Raw genomic sequence first — 18,914 nt, 5'->3', positions numbered from 1 at the left:
CCGGACCCCGCAGCACCGGACTGATCAGCAGGCGGGGGTCCAGGTGTCCATCTGCGACAGCGTGGGCGTGTCACCCAAGAACTCGACGCCGGCGACCTTCTCGTCGCTGTAGGCGAAGATGTCGTCGACCGCGACGACCGGTGCCATCAGCGCCTGGTCGACTGCCGTCTGGATGGCCTGCGTCGCGGCCTCCGGCACGTCCTCGGGTGCTGCGGTCTGGAGCTCCTGGTATGCCGCGGTGACCTCGGCGTTCGAGGCGTTGAAGGGGTTCATGATCCCGCCGGGCATGAAGAGGTACGGGATCTGCATGATCGCCGGCTTGCCGCTGGTCACCTGCGCGGTCATCGGGTACTGGCCGGAGACCAGGTCGTCGACCCAGGCGCCGGTGTTCTGGGCGGGCTTCAGGGAGAGCGTGACGCCGACCTCTGCGAGCTGCGAGGCGACCGCCTGCATCATCTTCGCCTCCGCGGCGAAGTTGGCGCGGACGAGGCTGGTGATCTCGAAGCCTTCGGGGTAGCCCGCGTCGGCGAGCATCTGCCGGGCCTTCTCCGGGTCGTAGTCGTAGGTGGAGTTGGCCTCCTCCGAGTAGCCGAAGGTGGGGTCACCAGGCACCGTGGGCTGCTGCACGGGGATCCCGTACTCGCCGTAGATCGCCTCGACGATGGACTCCCGGTCGATGGCGTGATTCAGCGCCTGCCGGACCTGCAGGCTCGCGAGCGGCTCGGCCACGGTGCCCTCCCAGTCGAGGAAGTACAGCCCGTCCACGCTCACCGGCGCACTGACGACCGACACCCCGTCCGCCTCCTCGAGTGAGGCCGCGGTCGCCGGCTCGGACTCGACCACGTCGACCTGGCCGCTGCGCAGGGCCTGCGCCATCGAGTTGGCGTCCGGGATGACCTTCACCACGATCTCGTCGTACTGGATGGCGTCCTGGTCGTAGTAGTTCTCGTTGGGCGTGTAGACGTAGCTGTCCCCGCTGACGGTCTGTTGCTCGTCGAGGACGTAGGGACCGGCTCCGAAGGTGTCGCTGGCCAGCTGGGACGGGTCCGCGAGTCCGGCCGGGCTGATGACGCTGCCGCCCATCCACTTGGCGGTGAGCAGGAGCGGGATGGACGGGTCGGGCTCCGTGCTGGTGATGACGACCTTGTCCTCGCCCTCCGCCGTCGCGGTGAGATTGCGGAAGAAGCCGCTACCGGGACCGCTCCCCGTCTTGAAGTACTCGATGGAGTTGGCGACGTCCTGCGCGGTCAGCGGCGTGCCGTCGGCGAATTTCAGGTCCGGCCGCAGGGTCAGCTCGAAGGTCTTGTTTTCGTCGCCGACGTAGCCCCACTCCTCGGCGAGGCCGGGGACGAGCTCAGCGTTCTCGCCGGTACGGATCAGCGGCGCGTAGGCCGGCGTGATGTACCACTGCGAGTTGTTGCCGTTCGCCGCGGCGGAGGGGTCGAGGCTGAGGGGAGCCGACGTCAGGCCCAGGGTCAGGGCGCCGGAACCCCCGCACGCGCCGGTGGCCGTGCCTCCGTCGGAGCTGTCTGCTCCTCCGCAGGCTGCGAGCAGGACACTGGCGGTGGCGACGAGTGCCGTCGCGGCGGGCGCTCTCGAGCGCATGATGAGCTCCTTCGGTACGCAACAACGTTGCGGGAGTGGCCGGGATCACGAACGTGGCGAGGGCCACGCTAGGAGGCTCGTCCGATGCGCGTCCAAGCCTAAATCTGCATTGTCTGATACTCGCCTAGCATCGGAGCCGGTCTCCGCCGAAGACGCCCCGCTTCGCCGTCGAACCTCGCTCCCCGGTGGACGGAAGTGGTTCGGGACGGGCAGGCGGCGCCGACAGCTCACCGGGTAGCGAGCCGCGCCGCGTCCCCGCCGGGCCCCTCGCTCACCCGGTAGACGTCGCGAGGGCCGTGCACCCTCACATGCGCGGGTGACGACCTTCGGCGAACGGCCAGCCCAGGGACAGCACCGCCCGGAGGGCCGGGTTCCGGTTGCCCGTCCGCCAGACCGCGTGCAAGCGCACCGGCGTGGGGTCGGCCGTCCGCAGGGGACGCACCACGACGCCGCCGTAGCGCGCTCCGACGGCCGACTCCGGCACCAGACCCAGCCCGACTCCCGCCTCGACCAGTGCGAGAATGCTGTGCACCTGGCTCAGGTGCTGGCTGTAGCGCACGGCGATGCCCGCGCTGCGGAACAGGCTGATCAGGAGCTCGAAGAAGAACCGGGCCTCGTTCGGCGCCGGCATGACGACCTCCTCACCGTCGAGATCGGCGACGTCGATGATCTCCCGTTCGGTCAGCAGGTGCCCGTAGGGGAGCGCGACGACCAGCGGCTCCCGCAGGACCTCCCGCGACGAGAGCTCTGTTCGGGTCACTGGCGGACGGACGAGCCCGAGATCGAGCGAGCCTCCGGACAGCGCGTCCAACTGCTCACTGGTCACGAGTTCTCGCAGCACGATGTCCACGCTGGGCAGGTCCCGGCGCATCTGCGCCAGCAGTGGACCGAGCAGCCCGGGCGCCGACGCGGCCGTGAAGCCGAGAGCCACCGTGCCCGATTCCCCGGTGGGCACGCGGCGGACCGCGAGCACCGCCCCCTCGGCGTCGCGCAGCAGTCGCCGCGCGTCGGAAAGAAACGCGCGGCCGGCAGGACTGAGGCGCACAGCGCGACCGCTCCGGTCGAACAGCTCGACCCCGAGCTCGCGCTCGAGCCCCTGCACCTGCCGCGTGAGGGGCGGCTGGGTCATGTGCAGCCGCTTCGCAGCGTGACCGAAGTGCAATTCTTCGGCCACTGCCACGAAACCGGTGAGCTGAGCGAGGGTGAACATGGTATCGGGAACGTATCAACACCTGCCGAGAGGCCTTCGGCCGAAGGGAACCCGTCCCGCTGGGGTTCGCTCGTCGCGCACGACCGGCGCAGTCGCCCACGACCATCCGCGCGCGGCTCCGAGCAGCCCGGCTCAACGCCCCAGCGAGGCGCCACCCCGGATGAGGAGCCGGCGCGCTACTGGTCGGGCGCGTCCGGTGGCGGGGGTTGGTGGGTCAGTTGCGCGTCGACCGAGGAGACGCCCTCGCCCCCCCGAAGGACGTCGAGGGCGTCGTCGGGCGCCGAGCCGGTGACGACCCCAGCGTGCCGAGCACCTGTTCGACCTCCAGCCCGGAGGCGCGCAGGTTCTCGACGACGCCGTCCAGGCTGTCGCGGTGACCGTCACCGACCATCACGCTCACGTGGGTCATGGCGCGCAACCTACGCCCGCGACCTGCGTCACTGCGGCGGTCAGGCACAGTCCGCAGCCCGCGTCGACCGACGGCATCATCAACCGCTCGCTCTACTGGCAGAGCGTCGCCCAGAGCGCCAGCCCACGACGCCCGGTCTCCTCGGCCCACAACGCCGCGATGCCGGCGACGAGCGGAGTGGCCATGCTCGTCCCGCTGATCGAGCGGTAGCGCGTCGGCATCGGCCAGGACGAGAGGACGACCTGGAACCCCGGCCCGGCGACGTCGACCTGGCCACCGCGGGCCGGCAGGCTGCAGGCCGAGAAGAAGGCCATCCCGAACTCCTGGTCCAGCGCGCCGACGGCCATGATCTCGGGACTGTTCGCCGGAGCGCCCACGAAGCCGGCTCGCCGCTGCACCAGCGGTAGGCCCGGGCGTATTCGAGCACGTCCTGCAGGACGTGGTGCACCAGCTCCGGGGAGACCGAGAGCACCCGACGGCCCGAGGCGTCCACAGACTGGAGCATGGACACCCGGGTGGGGTCGGCGGACACGACCGCGATGTCGAGCTGGCCGAAGACCGTGGCCTGCGCGTCGTGGACGGTCTCCGACGGCAGGCCGCCGGTCTCGAAGTTGCGGGAGTCGGCGACCTCGGAGATGCCGGCGAGGCCCCAGTCCACCCCCGGGGCGTCCTCCTCGTCGGCGAAGACGACGATCTGGCGGCCGGTGCTCTCGGGCTGGATCACCGCCCCCCGCGGCCGTCGACCGGAGAGTCTGACTCTGCCGAGAAGCGCGGATCGATCACTGTTCCCCCTCAGACCCCGGATGAGACCGACCGCGGGAACGAGCGGCTCCGCTCCCCTTTCCGCCGACAGGACCGCTCGGCAGGAGGAAGAGTTCTCGCCACCACCGACAGGTTCAGAGAGGCGCGTGCAGGCGCCCCGCCATGCAGCGTTCGACGGCCTCCGTCACCCGGAGAAGTCGCGCGATCGCCCACCGCACCATCTCCGTGACGGTGCGGTGACGGATCGCTGGCGCTCCGGACCGCCGGACGTCCGCTACCAGGCCGGGAGGACCTTGCCGGGATTCATTAAACCGCGCGGGTCGAGGAGGTGTTTGAGGCTGCGCATCAGCTCCAATTCGAGACCGTCCTTGTAGTCGGCGATGACGTCGCGCTTGCTCTGCCCCAGGCCGTGCTCGGCGCTGATGCTCCCTCCGAAGCTGCTGGTGGCGTCGTAGACCATCCGGGCGAGCTCCTCGGCCAGGTTCCGGAAGGTGTCGTCGTCGGAGTCCACCGGCTTGCTCAGGTTGTAGTGCAGGTTGCCGTCGCCGATGTGCCCGTAGGTGACGATCCGGATGCCGGGCAGGGCCGCCCGCAAGGCCTTGTCGGTCCGCTCGACGAAGGCCGGGATGCTGCTGATTGGCACCGTCACGTCGTGCTTCAGGCTCGGTCCCTCGAAGTTCTGTGCCTCCGAGATGCCTTCGCGCAGTGCCCACAGGGCGGCGACCTGCGCGGAGCCGGACGCCACGACGGCGTCCCCGGCCACGTCCCGGTCGAACGCCTCGGCGAGCGCGGCCTCGAGCAGCCCGTCGAGGCGGGCGTCGGGCAGGGTGTCGCTCAGCTCCACGAGCACGTACCAGAAGTGGACGGAGCCGAAGAGGTCGCGCGCGCCGGTGCCGTGCCGGAGCACGAAGTCGACGCTCTGGCGCGACATGATCTCGAACGCGGTCAGCCGGTCGCCGCACAGAGCTCGCACGATGCCGAACAGGTCGACCGCCGCCTGGGCGGACCCCACGGCCACCCACGCCGTCGCCCGGCTGCGGACGGCGGGGAACAGTTTCAGCACCGCGGCGGTGACCAACCCGAGGGTGCCCTCGGCCCCGATGAACAGGTGCTTGAGGTCGTAGCCGGTGTTGTCCTTCCGCAGGCCGCGCAGGCCGTTCCAGATCCGGCCGTCGGGCAGGACGACCTCGAGCCCGAGCGTGAGGTCGCGCATGGTGCCGTAGCGGAGCACCCCGGTGCCGCCGGCGTTGGTCGACAGGTTGCCGCCGATGGTGCAGCTGCCCTCCGAGCCGAGGGAGAGGGGGAACAGGCAGCCCTCGGCGGCGGCCGCCTCCTGTACCGCCTGCAGGACGACGCCCGCCTCCACCGTGATGGTTTGGTTCACCGGGTCGACGGCGCGCAGGCGCCGCATGCGATCGAGCGAGAGGACCACCTGTCGGCCGGACGTGTCCGGCACCGCTCCTCCGCAGAGGCCGGTGTTGCCGCCCTGCGGGACGACGGCCACCCCCTCCTTGCGGCAGGCGCGCACGATCGCGGCGACCTCGTCGGTGCTGACCGGCCGGACGACGGCCGCGGCCGTCCCCGAGTAGGCATTGCGCCAGTCGCTCAGGTAGCCGCCCATCCGTGCCGGGTCGGTGACCAGGCCGGCCTCCCCCACCGCCGCGCGGAGCCGTCCGGGAAGCCCGGGGTCGGTCATGCGAGATCCTTCCGTCGGTCGTCGTGTGCCGGATCGAGCCCCAGCACCCGGCGCGCCGCGCGCGCACGTGCCAGGAGTGCCGCCGCGTCCGGACGTTCCCCGCTGGCCACCGACGGCGCGATCTCGTGCAGCCGAGGAGCCCACTGCGCCATGCGGCCGGGAAAGCTCGCCGCGAGCACGTCGACCATCGTCGCGGCCGCGGTGGACGCGCCGGGTGATGCCCCGAGCAGGGCACCGAGCGACCCCGCGGCCGAGGTCACCACCTCGGTGCCAAAGCCCACCATCGCGCCCTGACCGCCCGACATCTTCAGGATCTGCACCCTCTGCCCGGCGGTGACCAGTTCCCAGTCGTCGGCACGGACGTCCGGGACGAACGTCCGCAGCGCGTCGAGCCGGCCGCGGGATGTCTGGGCGACCTGCCGGAGCAGGTAGGCCATGAGCGACCGGTTGTCCCGCGCCGACGCGGCGAGGACCGGCAGGTTGCCCGACCGCACCGACCGGAGGAGATCGGTGCGTCGTCCCGAACGGAGGAAGCGCGGGGAGAACGCCGCGAACGGGCCGAAGAAGAGGTGCTCGCGGCCATCCACCGTGCGGTGGTCCAGGTGCGGGACCGAGATGCTCGGGGCCCCGGGCGCGGCGTGCCCGTAGACCTTGCCGCGGTGGGCGGCCACCAGGTCGGCGCGGGCCGTGCGGAGGAACTGGCCGCTGATCGGGAAGGCGCCGTACCGGCGCACCTCCGGGACCCCTGCCCTCTGCAGCAACGGCAGCGTCCCACCACCCGCACCGACGAAGACGTAGGGCGCGCGCAGCCGGTACGCCACCCGGGTCTCCCGGTCGCGGACGCCGACGTGCCAGGTCCCGTCGGTCCGTTCGAGCCCGGTCACCTCGTGCCCGAGCCGGATCGATCCGCCCCGGGACCGCAGGGCCGAGAGGAGCTGCCGGGTGAGCACACCGAAGTCGACGTCGGTCCCCGAGGCCGACCGGGTGACGGCGACGGGGCCGTCATCGGGCCGGTCGCCGAACATCAACGGCAATCACGTCCCGAGCACCGTCCGGTCGTCGCTGTACTCCGTGTCGGCGAACAGTGGATGCCCGCGAAGCGTCTCCCACCGGGCCCGCAGGTGCGCCACGCCGTCCGGTCCGCGACCGAACCCGAGGTGCGCCACCGGGCGGATGAAGTCCTGCGGCGGGCCGATCAGGCCGCGCGAGACAAGGTGCGCCCAGAACACCAGGGACGCGCTGAACTGCTCACCGATCTCGACCGCCCGAGAGACGTCGACCGATCCGCCCGGCAGACGCGGCGTGTAGTTGAACTCGCACAGCCCCGCGTGGCCGGTACCGGCGTTGTTCCAGGCGCTCGAGCTCTCCAGCCCCGCCTCGCCGAGTCGTTCGACCATGCCGATCCGCCAGCCGGGCTCGAGCTCGCCGAGCAGCACACCGAGCGTCGCGCCCATCACGCCACCGCCCACGAGGACGGCGTCGAACTCCTCCACCGGCACGGTCGTTCCCCTCATCCGAGCAGCACCGCTATGCCGACGAGCACGGGAACCGACAGCACGGTGCTGAGCAGGATCACGTCACGGGCCAGCAGGGTTCCGCCGTCGTACGCCGCGGCGTAGACGAAGACGTTCTGGGCGGTCGGCAGCGCGGACGTCACCGTGACCGCCAGCAGCGCGATGCCGTCGAGGCCGGCGACCCAGCGTCCGAGGGCGTAGGCGATGGCCGGCATCACCAGGTTCTTGAGGACGACGGCCATCCACACCTGCCCGGCCAGCGCGCCGGCGGCCGGACGGGGCGCGCCGTGCAGGGTCATCCCGTAGGCCAGCAGCGCGGCGGGCACCGCCAGGGCCGCGATCAGTTCGACCGGCTCCAGCACGAGCGCCGGGAGGTCCAGGCCGCTGGCCGCGAGGAGGAGGCCCAGCGCGCAACCGATGACGACCGGCGTCCGCAGCGGTTGCAGCAGGAGTTGCCGCCAGGTCGGCGCCGCCTCCACACCGGTCCGCGAACCGGCCAGCACCGCGAGTCCCACCGGTGCCATGACCAGCACCTGGAAGAGGAGGACCGGGGCCACGTAGGAGGCGTTCCCCAGGATGTACACCGCCACCGGGATACCCAGATTGCCGGCGTTGACGTAGGACGACGACAGTGCACCGGTCGCGAGCTGCGCGGCCGGGAGCCGCCACCGCCACCGGGCCAGCCCCACATAGAGGAGGGCGGTCACTGCCGCGCTGCCGGCCGTGCCGATCAGCGCCAGCGAGGCGACCGTGGCGGTGTCGGCCCGGCCCAGGGTGAGGAAGAGGAGCGCCGGGGTGGCCACGAAGAAGGACAGCCGCGACAGGATGCCCGGCGCGTCCTTGCCCAGGATGCCGGTCCGGCCGACCGCCCACCCGACGGCGATCACCGCGGCCAGGGCGGCGAAGCCACCCAGCACCCCGCTCACTGCTGGAGTTCCGCCTCCACCGCACGGGCCAGGGTCGCGGCACCCTCGGGGGCCTGGGGCAGGAACAGACTGGGCTCGGAGAGTTCCAACTCCAGGACCACCGGACGGGCGGCCTCGTCGTGCACCAGGTCGATCCGCGCGTAGAGCGGTGCCGGCGCTCCGGGGACGAGGTCGTGGATGGCAGCGAACACGGCGCCGGCGACGTCCCGCTGCTCTGCCGTGGGCATCACGCGGCTCAGATCGCCCCGGCTGTTCCGATCCTGCCGAACACCCTCCCCCGGCTCGAGCAGCGCACCCTTGCGGACGGCGTGGGAGAAGCGCCCACCGATGAACAGCATCGCGGTCTCCCCGCGGTCGTCGACGCTCGACAGGTACGGCTGCACCATCGCCGTCCGCCCCGCCGCTGCGAGCTGCGCCGCGTGGACCAGCGCCGCCGACGCATCGCTCCACCGGGCGGTGTCACGGGAACCGGCCGACACCGACGGCTTCACCACCCACTCCTCCGCCTCGGGCAGATCCGCCGGACCCAGCGGGTTCCACACCGTGCGCACCACCGGGAGGCCGGCCCGCTCCAGGTCGCGCAGGTAGGTCTTGTCGGTGTTCCAGCGCAGCACTTCCACGCCGTTGCGGAGTTTCGGGACCGTCTCCGCCCAGGCGAGGAACTCCGCCAGGCGCCAGGCGTAGTCCCAGCACGACCGGACGACGGCGAGGTCGAAGCGCGACCAGTCGGCGGCCGCGTCGTCCCAGCGGACGAGGTCGACCTCGTACCCGGCGTCCCCGAGCGCGGCCACCGCGAGTGGCAGATCGGGGTCGACCCGGAGCCCTCGTTCGGAGCTGACCAGCGCTATCCGCCTGCTCATGGCCGTTCAGTCACGGGGCAGCTGCAGCTTCCCGTCGATGCGCCGCGGGATGCCCTGGTAGTCGTCGGTCAGCTCCTCGGGCAGCACCTCCTGCGGCGCCCCCTGCCAGGTCACCGGCCGCAGGAACCGGCGGATGGCGGTGGTCCCGACCGACGTGTGCTGGGAGTTCGTCGAGGGCCAGGGTCCGCCGTGGTGCTGGGCCCACGAGACCGCGACACCCGTCGGGTAGGCGTCGTAGACCAATCGGCCGGCGCGGGTGCGCAGCTCCTGGGAGACCGCCAGCGGCAGCTCGGTCTCGCGGTCGCCGCGGAGGATCGTCGCGGTGAGGGACGACGGCATGGCCTCGAGCGCTGAGAACAGGGCCTTCTCGCCGTCGTACCGGGCGACGACGGCCACCGGGCCGAAGCACTCCTCGGTGACCTCGTGCGGCAGGTCGGCGGCGTCGGTGCTGAGCAGCAACGGTCGCGCCTGGAATCCCGGTCCCTGCGGCTCGCCCCCGGTCGCGACCGTCGAGACGCCGGGGAGATCGGCCAGCGAGGAGGAGATCCGTCCGTAGGAGCCGGCGATGCCCTCGTTGAGCAGCGTCGGCGCGGCGGTCTCCCGGACGGCGTCGGCCATCGCCGCGACGACGGCGTCGCCCTCCGCCCCGCTCGGGACGAACGCCAGGCCGGGCTTGGTGCAGAACTGGCCCGCTCCGAGGGTGAAGGAACCCACCAGCTCGCGGCCGAGCTGCTCGCCGCGCTCGGCTGCGGCCTGCGGCGTGACGACGAGCGGGTTCAGGCTGCTCAGCTCGCCGTAGAACGGGATGGGGTCGGGCCGGCGCTCGATGATGTCGATCAGCGCCTTGCCGCCGTTCACGGACCCGGTGAAGCCGACGGCACGGATCGCGGGATGGGCCACCAGGTCGGCGCCGGCCTGCAGGCCGTGGACGATGCCCAGGGTCCCGTCCGGAGCACCGGCCTCGCGGGCGGCCGCCGACATGATCTCGAAGCACAGCTGCGAGGTCGCCGGGTGCGAGCCGTGCGCCTTGACGATCACCGGGGACCCGGCCGCGAGCGCCGATGCGGTGTCGCCGCCCGGTACGGAGAAGGCCAAGGGGAAGTTGCTCGCCCCGAAGACCGCGACCGGGCCGATCGGGACGAGCATGCGCCGCAAATCCGGGCGGGGTCCCATGGGAGTGTCGCCGGCGTGGTCGATGCCCGCCTCGAGGTAGCTGCCCTCGAGCAGCACCTCGCCGAACAGCCGCAGCTGATAGCAGGTGCGGGTGAGCTCGCCGTTCAGGCGGGTGAAGCCCAGGCCGGTCTCGCGGTCGGCCACGGCGACGACGTCCTCGCGTCGTCCCTCGAGGGCGTCGGCCAGGGCCTGCAGCAGGGCGGCCCGGCCGGTACGGCCCAGGTCGTCCAACGCCGGTGCGGCGGCGAGGGCCGCCGCGCAGAGGCGCTCGACCTCCGCGGTCGTCGTCTCCTGGGCGACCACCTCGACGGTCTCTCCGGTGCGGGGGTCGATGCTGACGACGTCGCTCATGACGGGGCTCCTTCTGAGATGTGGGATCGAGCGGGTCAGCGGGGCGCGTCGACGTGAACGCGGTCCACTGTCCAGGCGCGCGCCTGCTCGGTCAGGGTGACGCCGAGACCCGGGCGGTCGGACAGGCGCATCCGACCGTCGCGTGTCTCGAGCCGCTCGTTGAACAGCGGGTGCAGCCAGTCGAAGTGCTCCACCCAGGGCTCGATCGGGTACGCGGCCGCGAGGTGGACGTGGATCTCCATCGCGAAGTGCGGCGCAAGCCCGAGGTTGCGGTGCTCGGCCAGAGTGGCCAGCTTCAGGAACTGGGTGATCCCGCCGACGCGGGGGGCGTCGGGCTGGAGGATGTCCACCGCACCCTGCCGGATCAGCTCGTAGTGCTCGGCGACACTGGTGAGCATCTCCCCCGTGGCGATCGCCGTGTCCAGGGACCGGGCGAGCTGGGCGTGACCCTCGGCGTCGTAGGCGTCGAGCGGCTCCTCGATCCACACCAGGTCGAACTCCTCCAGCCGCCGGCTGACCCGCATGGCCGTCGACCGGTCCCACTGCTGGTTGGCGTCCACCATGAACGGCACGCCGTCGCCCAGGTGCTCGCGCACCGCGCGGACCCGGCGCAGGTCCTCCGCCGAGTCCGGCAGTCCGACCTTGATCTTGATGCCCCCGACGCCGCTCTCCAGGGTGCGGGTGGCGTTGTCCTTGACCTGCTCGATCGACTCGTGCAGGAAGCCGCCCGAGGTGTTGTAGCAGCGCACGGAGTCGCGGTGGGCGCCGAGCAGCTTGGCCAGGGGCAGACCGGCGCGCTTGGCCTTGAGGTCCCACAGCGCGACGTCGAGGGCCGCGATGGCCTGCGTCGAGGCACCGCTGCGGCCCACGGACGCGCCGGCCCAGACCAGCTTGGTCCAGAGGCGGGCGATGTCGTTCGGGTCCTCGCCGATCAGGTCGGGCGCGACCTCCCGGGCGTGCGCGAACTGCGCCGGGCCACCGGCCCGCTTGGAGTAGCTGAAGCCGACGCCCTCGAGACCGGCCTCGGTACGGATCTCGGCGAAGAGGAAGGCGACCTCGGTCATCGGCCGCTGCCGGCCGGTGAAGACCTTGGCGTCGCTGATCGGGTTCGGCAGCGGCAGGGTGATCGACGACAGCGTCACCGACTCGATCCGGTCGAGGACGGCGCGGCTGCTGGTGCGGGCGGTCTCGGTGACGGTCACGGGTTCTCCAGGATCAGCGGACGAGGCAGGGACGCTTGGGGTCGAACGTCCAGCCGGGCACCAGGTACTGCATGGCGACGGCGTCGTCCCGGGCGCCCAGCCCGTGCTCGAGGTAGAGCTGGTGGGCGGCGTCGACGGCGTCCCGGTCGAGCTCGACACCGAGCCCGGGTGTGGTGGGTACGGCGATCGCGCCGTCCTCGATCTGCAGCGGCGAGCGGGTGAGCGGCTGCCCGTCCTGCCAGATCCAGTGCGTGTCCAGGGCGGTGATCTTCCCCGGGGCCGCTGCGCCGACCTGGGTGAACATCGCCAGAGAGATGTCGAAGTGGTTGTTCGAGTGCGAGCCCCACGTCAGGCCGAAGTCGGCGCACAGCTGGGCGACGCGGACCGAGCCCCGCATGGTCCAGAAGTGCGGGTCGGCCAGCGGGATGTCGACGGCGTTCGATCGGACGGCGTGGGCCATCTGCCGCCAGTCGGTGGCGATCATGTTGGTCGCCGTCGGCAGGCCGGTGGCGCGGCGGAACTCGGCCATGGTCTCCCGGCCGGAGAAGCCCGCCTCGGGCCCGACCGGGTCCTCGGCATAGGCGAGGACGTCACCGAGGTCGCGGCAGAGCTCGATGGCGTCGGCGAGCAGCCAACCGCCGTTCGGGTCGAGGGTGATGCGGGCGTCCGGGAAGCGCTCCGCCAGTGCCCGGACGGCGGCCACCTCCTCCGTGCCGGAGAGGACGCCGCCCTTGAGCTTGAAGTCGGTGAACCCGTAGCGGGCCCGGGCGGCCTCGGCGAGCGCGACGACGGCCTCGGGAGTGAGGGCGGGCTCGCGGCGCAGCCGCTCCCAGTCGTCAGCGGGGTCGGGCTCGGCGAGATAGGGCAGGTCGCAGGCGGACCGGTCACCGACGTAGAAGAGGTAGCCGAGCATGGGCACGCTGTCGCGCTGCTGACCGTCCCCGAGCAGCTCGGCGACCGGCACCCCGAGGTGCTGGCCCAGCAGGTCGAGCAGCGCCGACTCCAGCGCGGTCACCGCGTGGATCGTCGTCCGAAGATCGAAGGTCTGCTGGCCGCGTCCGCCCGAGTCCCGGTCGGCGAAGGTGGCCCCGACCTCGCGCAGGAGGCGGCCGTAGGCCGCGATCGACCGGCCGACGAGCAGGGTGCCGGCGTCCTCGATGGTGCGGCGGATCGTCTCACCGCCCGGCACCTCGCCCACCCCGACCCTGCCCTCGCTGTCGGTGACGATCGCGATGTTGCGGGTGAAGAACGGTCCGTGCGCCCCGCTGAGGTTCAGCAGCATGCTGTCGTGCCCAGCGACGGGAACGACCTCGACGGTGGCGACGGTGGGGGTCCGGCCGGTCATGCAGTCCTCCAGGTGGGGGCGCGTCGCTGGGTCAGGAGGCGGCGGTCAGGAGATCTTGCCGACCAGCGCGCTGAGCTCGGCGCGCTCGGCCTCGGTGAGATCGGTCAGCGGCGGGCGCACCCGGCCCCCGTCCCGGCCCACGGCGGTCAGCCCGGCCTTGACGATGGAGACGGCGTAGCCCTTGGTGCGGTCGCGGATGTCGATGTAGGGCAGCACGAAGTCGTTGAGCATGGAGTAGACCGCGACCCGGTCCTGGGCGCGCACGGCGGCGTAGAAGCGCAGCGCGAACTCGGGCAGGAAGTTGTAGAGCGCCGAGGAGTAGGTGCTCACGCCGAGCTGCAGCAGCGGCAGCGCGAACGTCTCGGCCGTGGGCAGGCCACCCACGTAGATGAGCCGGTCGCCGACCTTGGCGTAGGTGCGGGTCATCTGCTCGATGTCGCCGATGCCGTCCTTGAGTCCGATCAGGTTCGGGTTGCGGTCGGCCACCTCGGCCACCGTGACGTCGGCGAGGATCGCATTGGCCCGGCTGTAGACGATGACGCCGAGGTCGGTCGCCCGGCACACGGCGCCGATGTGCTCGACGAGACCGGCCTGGCTGGCCTCGGTGAGGTACGGCGGGAACAGCAGGAGACCGGACGCGCCGGCCTCCTGCGCGGCCTGCGCCTGGGCGATGGCCTGCGCGGTGCTCCCGGTCGCCGGCGCGAGCACCGGCACGCTGCTGCCGGCCTCCTCGACGGCGATCCGGACGACGCGGTCGATTTCCTCCGAGGTCATGGAGAAGCCCTCCCCCGTGCCGCCGGCGGCGAACAGCCCGGCGACGTCGAAGCTGGACTGCCAGGCCAGGTGCTCGCGGTAGCGCGCCTCGTCGACGCGGAGGTCGGCGTCGAAGTGGGTCACCGGGAAGGAGAGCAGGCCGGACTTGAGACGGTCGGCGAGAGCATCGGGGGGCAGCAGCGTCACGGAGATCAGGTCCTCGGGTTCCGACGGGTCCGCGGTGTCCGACGGCAGGACGTCGGTGGACACGAGCGGTGGTCGGCGCAACCGTAGGGAGGATCGACGATGCCTGTCCAAGAGTTGTTTCGCATCGAACGATGCGCTGTGTGCATCGCCCGGGAGATCAGAAGGCCGGTTCGGCCTGCTCCAGCAGGTCGAGCACCCGCCGCAGCGCAGGATTGCGCGATTGCCGCACCCAGAGCAGGTGCAGCTCCACGGGTTCCAGCACCGGCGTCTCGAGTCGCACGAACTCGACACCCTCGATGGGCAGCCGCGACGCCGACGCCGGCACGAACGCGATCCCGCGGCCCGCGGCGACCAGCCAGAGCATCGTCAGGACCTGGCTAACCATGTGGACGGCATTGCCGGACGCCGCCGGCACCATGCTCACGACCAGGTCGTAGAAGTAGCGTGCCCGGGTCGGCGAGTGCATGACCACAGGCTCGGCCGCCAGGTCGTCGGCCACCACGTCCCGACCCAGCTCCAGCAGCCGGTGCCCGACGGGGACGGCGACCAGCAGCGCCTCGCGGTGCAGGAGACGGGAGCCGAAGGTGTCGGCGTCGAACGGAGGGCGCGCCAGCCCGAGGTCCACCTCCTCGTTGAGCAGCGCGGCGATCTGCTCCCGGGTGACCATCTCCTGCAGGTCCAGTCCGATGTGCGGCAGCCCGCGGTCGAGCGCGTCGAGCAACCGGCCGAGCGTCCCGTAGGTGGAGGCGGCGGTGAACCCGATGCGCACCACGCCGTGCGACCCCGACGACACCCGGCGGGCGAGCTCCGGCGCGGTGTCGGCGAGGGAGAGCAGCCTCCGCGCTTCGGCGAGGAAGACCTCACCGGCGGCGGTGAGGGCGACCTTCCGGTTGTCGCGTTCGAGCAGCTGGGCCCCGACGGTCCGCTCCAGCTTCTGGATCTGCCGGCTCAACGGCGGTTGAGTCATCTTCAGCCGTTCGGCCGCGCGCCCGAAGTGCAACTCCTCGGCCACGGCCAGAAATCCGCGGAGTTGCTCCAGGGTGAATGCCATGCACCGAAGGTATCAACCAATGCCTCATTGATCTTGGACAGGCATCCATTGCCCTCCATACGCTCCGCAGCGTCCGGGTCGAGTGACGCCACTCACAGGCGGAACGACAGCCCCCACACAGCCGAAGAGCTGCTCGTAGAGGAGATCGACATGACCACCAACCACCGTGCGCGCCGCCTGGCGACGACCGGTGCCGGACTCGCTCTGGCCCTCTCGCTCGCCGCGTGCGGCGGCAACGTCGGCGGCGGGTCGAGCGCGGAGGGCGAGGAGTTCCCCGGCGGCGACCCGATCACCATGCTCGTGGGGCAGGACCCCGGCGGCAGCACCGACCTGATCGCCCGCGCGGCCGCCGACATCCTCTCCGACGAGCTCGGCGTCGCCGTCACCGTCGAGAACCAGCCCGGCGCCAACGGTGCGCTGGCCGCCCAGTCCCTGGCCGGCGAGGAGCCGGACGGCCACACCCTGATGGTCTACAACGGCAGCCTCGCGTACATCACCCCGCTCGCCACCGAGGATGCCCCCGACATCGCCGACTACGACATCGTCACCGGCCTCTCGCTCGACGACTACGTCCTGGTCACCTCCCCCGACTCCGGCTTCCAGACCGTGGAGGACCTGGCCGCCGCCGGCCGGCCCATCACCTTCGGCACCACCGGCGTGGGCACCGGCAGCCAGCTCTCCCAGGAGCTGCTCTTCGCCCAGGCCGACATCGACGCCACCGCCGTCCCTTTCGACGGCGGCTCCCCCACGCTGACCGCCGTGCTGGGTGGCCAGGTCGACGTCGGCTCCATCCAGCTCGGTGAGGCCATCGAGCAGATCGAGGCCGGCGAGCTCACCCCGATCGTGACCTTCGCGGAGGAGCGCCCGAGCTACCTCCCCGACACCCCGACCGCCGTCGAGGCCGGCTACGACGTCCCGGTCCAGCAGTCGCGCGCCGTCTTCGCCCCGCAGGGTGTGCCGGACGACGTCATGCAGACCCTCCGCGACGCCTTCCAGACGGCCTTCGAGGACGAGGGCTACCAGCAGTTCAACGAGGACAACCTGCTCACCCCGAACGAGCTCGACGGTGACGAGATCCAGGAGCGCTGGACCGAAAACCTTGACAACTACCGTTCCGTCGTCGAGGAGTACGGCATCGACCTCGGCGGCGAGTAGTCCCCGAGTTCCGACGTCACCCACGGACGCAGCACTCGAGTCATGAGTGCGCCGAGCGCCAGCGAGGAGTGCTCATGACCTCCGACCACGACGGGGAACACACCCCGGGGAGCCCCGGCGGCCGCACGGCCGCCGGGGCTACCCCCCAGGGAGGTGCCGCACCCGCGTCCCCTGCCGGTCCCGCGAGGGACGGCGACCGCACGCCCTCGACGTTGCACGACCTCGAGGACGCGGTCCACGAGGTGGAGCACGACGCCGAGCACCGGCCGCCGCCCGCGGGCATGACCACGAACCTGGTCGTCGCCCTGCTGGTTGTGGCCCTGGGCGCCGCTGCACTGGTCGGCGCGCTGTCGCTGGGCGCCGGCAGCGCCGGCAACCCCGGCTCGGGCACCTGGCCGATGATCCTGAGCCTCCTTCTCGTCGTCCTGGGCATCGCGCTGGCGGCCACCGCCCGCGGCACCAACGACACCGAGCGCTTCTCCCGCGCCTCCTGGCTCGTCCTGGCGGGCCTCGCGACGATGGTCGTGTTCGTCGCCGTCATCGAGGTCATCGGCTTCGAGATCCCCGCGGGCCTGCTCGCCTTCGTCTGGCTGCGTTTCCTGGGCGGCGAGGGCTGGCGCACGTCGGTCGTCACCAGCATCGGCGTGGTGATCGCGTTCTACCTCATCTTCGTGGCGGCCCTATCGGTCCCCATCCCGCACCTGTTCTGAGGAAGCCATGGACCTGGCCCCGGTGCTCGACGGCTTCACCGTCGTCCTGGAACCCACCAACCTGCTCTACTGCCTGATCGGCGTCGTCGTCGGCATGCTGGTCGGCGTGCTGCCGGGCCTGGGCCCCGCCGCCACGATCGCGATCCTGCTGCCGATCACCATCGGCCTGGAGCCGGTGACCTCGATCATCATGCTGGCCGGGATCTTCTACGGTGCCCAGTACGGCGGCACGATCACCTCGGTACTGCTCAAACTGCCCGGCGAGGCATCCTCGGTGGTGACGGTGTTCGACGGCCACGCCCTGGCCCGCCAGGGCAAGGCCGGCACCGCCCTGGGCATCGCCGCGATCGGCTCGTTCGTCGGCGGCACGATCTCGATCGTCGCCCTGTCGTTCCTCGCCCCGGTCGTCGCCGGGTTCGCCCTCGACTTCGGGCCGCCGGAGTACACCGCGCTCGCGCTGCTCGGCATCCTCCTGGTCGCGACGGTGAGCGGCGGCAGCCGGCTCAAGGCGATCGTCGCCGCCGTGATCGGCCTGCTCCTCGCCACCGTCGGCCGGGACGCCTTCACCGGCGGCGAACGGTTCACCTTCGGCAACCTCAACCTGGCCGACGGCCTGGACTTCGTGCCGATCGCCATGGGCCTGTTCGGCCTCGGCGAGATCCTCTACAACCTCGAGCAGCGGCACACCGTCGCCCAGGCGCCGGCGAAGGTGGCCAACGTCTGGCCCTCGCGCAAGGACCTGCGCCAGTCGTCGGGCGCGATCGGCCGCGGCTCGGTACTCGGCTTCGTTCTCGGCATCCTGCCCGGAGGTGGCGCGACCCTCTCCTCGCTGGCCGCCTACGCGGTGGAGAAGAAGCGGTCGAAGACTCCCGAGCGGTTCGGCAAGGGCGCGGTCGAGGGAGTGGCCGGCCCGGAGACGGCGAACAACGCCGCGGCGACCTCGTCGTTCATCCCGCTGCTCACCCTGGGCATCCCGGCCAACGCCACCATGGCGGTGATCTTCGGTGCCCTGCTGATCCAGGGTGTCCCGCCGGGCCCCCGGCTGGTCACCGACGAGCCGGAGCTCTTCTGGGGCGTGGTCAACTCGATGTACATCGGCAACATCCTGTTGCTGATCATGAGCATCCCGCTGGTCGGCCTCTTCGTGAAGATCCTCCGGGTGCGCCCTGCGATCCTGGCGCCGATCACGGTCCTGATCACGCTGATCGGCGTCTACACCGTCAACAACAGCGCGTTCGACATCGTGCTGGTCATCGTGTTCGGCCTGCTCGGCTACCTGATGAAGAAGGTCGGCTTCGACCCGGGCCCCCTGCTGCTGGCCTTCGTCCTCGGCACCCTGCTCGAGGACTCGCTGCGCCGGTCGCTGCTGATCTTCGACGGCGATGCCGTCGGCTTCTTCACCCGGCCCATCTCCGGCACCCTGCTGGTGGTCTTCCTGCTGGTGATCGTCGTCCCGATGATCCGCAGCGCCCTCTCCCGCCGGCGCCCCGCCGACCACCCGAGCGACACCAAGGAGCTGGTATGACCGTCCTCGTCGGTTACGTGCCCACGCCGGAAGGCGATGCCGCGTTCGGCGCCGCCCTCGCGGAAGCGCGGCGCCGGAGCGAACCGCTGGTCGTCCTGAACTCCCCGCGCGGCGGTGCCCCGGTCAGCACCGACGTCGCTCCCGAGAACGCGGTCCGCCGGATGCGCGAGCGGGCCGTGGAGTACGGCGTCGCCCTGGATCTGCGGCAGCACACCCACTCGGGAGATGCCGCTGACGAGGTGCTGCGGGTGGCTGAGGAGGTCGACGCCTCGGTGATCGTCATTGGACTGCGCAAGCGCTCCGCCGTGGGCAAACTGCTCATGGGCAGCAGCGCCCAGCGGATCCTCCTCGACGCCGACCGGCCCGTGCTCGCCGTCAAGCCCTGAGTGGCCGGCTGCGGATAGGCCAGGACCAGGCGGCACGCCACTGGCCCCCTGGAACCCCGCGCCGACCGCTGCGA

16 protein-coding genes and 1 pseudogene are annotated in these 18,914 nt (G+C 71.5%); 4 read left to right on the top strand and 13 right to left on the bottom strand.

Annotation, left to right across the window (positions count from 1 at the left end; translation table 11 throughout):
* Nucleotides 1-24: 24 nt before the first annotated feature.
* The 13 genes and pseudogenes from BLASA_RS07625 to BLASA_RS07565 all read right to left on the bottom strand — a co-directional run bounded on the left by BLASA_RS07625 (nucleotide 25) and on the right by BLASA_RS07565 (nucleotide 15,064).
* A complete protein-coding gene (locus BLASA_RS07625; protein WP_014375505.1) occupies nucleotides 25-1,605 on the bottom strand; it encodes an ABC transporter substrate-binding protein in 1,581 nt (526 codons plus the stop codon).
* 304 nt (nucleotides 1,606-1,909) lie between these two features.
* Nucleotides 1,910-2,815 (bottom strand): LysR family transcriptional regulator, encoded by a 906-nt coding sequence (locus BLASA_RS07620; RefSeq protein ID WP_014375504.1) that lies wholly within the window; start codon nucleotides 2,813-2,815, stop codon nucleotides 1,910-1,912.
* 214 nt (nucleotides 2,816-3,029) lie between these two features.
* Complete coding sequence (locus BLASA_RS07615; RefSeq protein WP_014375503.1) at nucleotides 3,030-3,224, bottom strand: hypothetical protein; 195 nt, start codon at nucleotides 3,222-3,224, stop codon at nucleotides 3,030-3,032.
* Nucleotides 3,225-3,316: 92 nt separating this feature from the next.
* On the bottom strand, nucleotides 3,317-3,622 hold the full coding sequence (locus tag BLASA_RS25535; protein WP_041775666.1) for a S8 family serine peptidase: 306 nt from the start codon (nucleotides 3,620-3,622) through the stop codon (nucleotides 3,317-3,319).
* 638 nt (nucleotides 3,623-4,260) lie between these two features.
* A complete protein-coding gene (locus tag BLASA_RS07605; protein WP_014375500.1) occupies nucleotides 4,261-5,682 on the bottom strand; it encodes an FAD-binding oxidoreductase in 1,422 nt (473 codons plus the stop codon).
* Nucleotides 5,679-7,196, bottom strand: a pseudogene (gene mqo / locus BLASA_RS07600) (malate dehydrogenase (quinone)). The gene BLASA_RS07605 and the pseudogene mqo overlap by 4 nt, the downstream one beginning before the upstream one ends.
* Entirely contained in the window at nucleotides 7,193-8,122 is a 930-nt protein-coding gene (locus BLASA_RS07595; protein ID WP_014375497.1) for an AEC family transporter, read from the bottom strand. The pseudogene mqo and the gene BLASA_RS07595 overlap by 4 nt, the downstream one beginning before the upstream one ends.
* Nucleotides 8,119-8,982: an ATP-grasp domain-containing protein gene (locus BLASA_RS07590; RefSeq protein WP_014375496.1), complete on the bottom strand. Its 864-nt coding sequence runs from the start codon at nucleotides 8,980-8,982 to the stop codon at nucleotides 8,119-8,121. The genes BLASA_RS07595 and BLASA_RS07590 overlap by 4 nt, the downstream gene beginning before the upstream one ends.
* Nucleotides 8,983-8,988: 6 nt before the next feature.
* Nucleotides 8,989-10,506, bottom strand: coding sequence for an aldehyde dehydrogenase (NADP(+)) (locus tag BLASA_RS07585; protein ID WP_014375495.1), 1,518 nt, complete (start codon nucleotides 10,504-10,506; stop codon nucleotides 8,989-8,991).
* Nucleotides 10,507-10,541: 35 nt separating this feature from the next.
* Complete coding sequence (locus BLASA_RS07580) at nucleotides 10,542-11,708, bottom strand: L-talarate/galactarate dehydratase (protein ID WP_014375494.1); 1,167 nt, start codon at nucleotides 11,706-11,708, stop codon at nucleotides 10,542-10,544.
* Nucleotides 11,709-11,721: 13 nt separating this feature from the next.
* A complete protein-coding gene (locus BLASA_RS07575) occupies nucleotides 11,722-13,053 on the bottom strand; it encodes an enolase C-terminal domain-like protein (protein ID WP_014375493.1) in 1,332 nt (443 codons plus the stop codon).
* Nucleotides 13,054-13,098: 45 nt separating this feature from the next.
* On the bottom strand, nucleotides 13,099-14,076 hold the full coding sequence (gene kdgD / locus BLASA_RS07570) for a 5-dehydro-4-deoxyglucarate dehydratase (protein WP_014375492.1): 978 nt from the start codon (nucleotides 14,074-14,076) through the stop codon (nucleotides 13,099-13,101).
* A gap of 94 nt (nucleotides 14,077-14,170) precedes the next feature.
* Complete coding sequence (locus tag BLASA_RS07565; protein ID WP_014375491.1) at nucleotides 14,171-15,064, bottom strand: LysR substrate-binding domain-containing protein; 894 nt, start codon at nucleotides 15,062-15,064, stop codon at nucleotides 14,171-14,173.
* Nucleotides 15,065-15,214: 150 nt separating this feature from the next.
* On the opposite strand from BLASA_RS07565, the gene BLASA_RS07560 reads away from it, so the two are divergent.
* The 4 genes from BLASA_RS07560 to BLASA_RS07545 all read left to right on the top strand — a co-directional run bounded on the left by BLASA_RS07560 (nucleotide 15,215) and on the right by BLASA_RS07545 (nucleotide 18,840).
* Entirely contained in the window at nucleotides 15,215-16,219 is a 1,005-nt protein-coding gene (locus tag BLASA_RS07560; RefSeq protein ID WP_014375490.1) for a tripartite tricarboxylate transporter substrate binding protein, read from the top strand.
* Between the two features lie 74 nt (nucleotides 16,220-16,293).
* The gene (locus BLASA_RS07555) at nucleotides 16,294-16,929 is read left to right on the top strand and encodes a tripartite tricarboxylate transporter TctB family protein (RefSeq protein WP_014375489.1); all 636 of its coding nucleotides are present in this window, start codon (nucleotides 16,294-16,296) and stop codon (nucleotides 16,927-16,929) included.
* Nucleotides 16,930-16,936: 7 nt separating this feature from the next.
* Nucleotides 16,937-18,454: a tripartite tricarboxylate transporter permease gene (locus BLASA_RS07550; RefSeq protein ID WP_014375488.1), complete on the top strand. Its 1,518-nt coding sequence runs from the start codon at nucleotides 16,937-16,939 to the stop codon at nucleotides 18,452-18,454.
* On the top strand, nucleotides 18,451-18,840 hold the full coding sequence (locus BLASA_RS07545; protein WP_014375487.1) for a universal stress protein: 390 nt from the start codon (nucleotides 18,451-18,453) through the stop codon (nucleotides 18,838-18,840). Before BLASA_RS07550 ends, BLASA_RS07545 begins: the two co-directional genes overlap by 4 nt.
* Nucleotides 18,841-18,914 lie beyond the last annotated feature (74 nt).

Source organism: Blastococcus saxobsidens DD2, from assembly GCF_000284015.1.
GTDB lineage: Bacteria > Actinomycetota > Actinomycetes > Mycobacteriales > Geodermatophilaceae > Blastococcus > Blastococcus saxobsidens_A.
Note: the sequence above shows the minus strand (reverse complement) of the source record. Positions and strands in the feature narration are given on the sequence as shown.

Coding starts and splice junctions, on each gene's coding strand:
- BLASA_RS07550 (WP_014375488.1), top strand. CDS start 16,937: ATGGACCTGGCCCCGGTGCTCGACGGCTTCACCGTCGTCCTGGAACCC.
- BLASA_RS07585 (WP_014375495.1), bottom strand. CDS start 10,506: ATGAGCGACGTCGTCAGCATCGACCCCCGCACCGGAGAGACCGTCGAG.
- BLASA_RS07560 (WP_014375490.1), top strand. CDS start 15,215: ATGACCACCAACCACCGTGCGCGCCGCCTGGCGACGACCGGTGCCGGA.
- BLASA_RS07545 (WP_014375487.1), top strand. CDS start 18,451: ATGACCGTCCTCGTCGGTTACGTGCCCACGCCGGAAGGCGATGCCGCG.
- BLASA_RS07575 (WP_014375493.1), bottom strand. CDS start 13,053: ATGACCGGCCGGACCCCCACCGTCGCCACCGTCGAGGTCGTTCCCGTC.
- BLASA_RS07590 (WP_014375496.1), bottom strand. CDS start 8,982: ATGAGCAGGCGGATAGCGCTGGTCAGCTCCGAACGAGGGCTCCGGGTC.
- BLASA_RS07565 (WP_014375491.1), bottom strand. CDS start 15,064: ATGGCATTCACCCTGGAGCAACTCCGCGGATTTCTGGCCGTGGCCGAG.
- BLASA_RS07615 (WP_014375503.1), bottom strand. CDS start 3,224: ATGACCCACGTGAGCGTGATGGTCGGTGACGGTCACCGCGACAGCCTG.
- BLASA_RS07605 (WP_014375500.1), bottom strand. CDS start 5,682: ATGACCGACCCCGGGCTTCCCGGACGGCTCCGCGCGGCGGTGGGGGAG.
- BLASA_RS07555 (WP_014375489.1), top strand. CDS start 16,294: ATGACCTCCGACCACGACGGGGAACACACCCCGGGGAGCCCCGGCGGC.
- BLASA_RS07625 (WP_014375505.1), bottom strand. CDS start 1,605: ATGCGCTCGAGAGCGCCCGCCGCGACGGCACTCGTCGCCACCGCCAGT.
- BLASA_RS07620 (WP_014375504.1), bottom strand. CDS start 2,815: ATGTTCACCCTCGCTCAGCTCACCGGTTTCGTGGCAGTGGCCGAAGAA.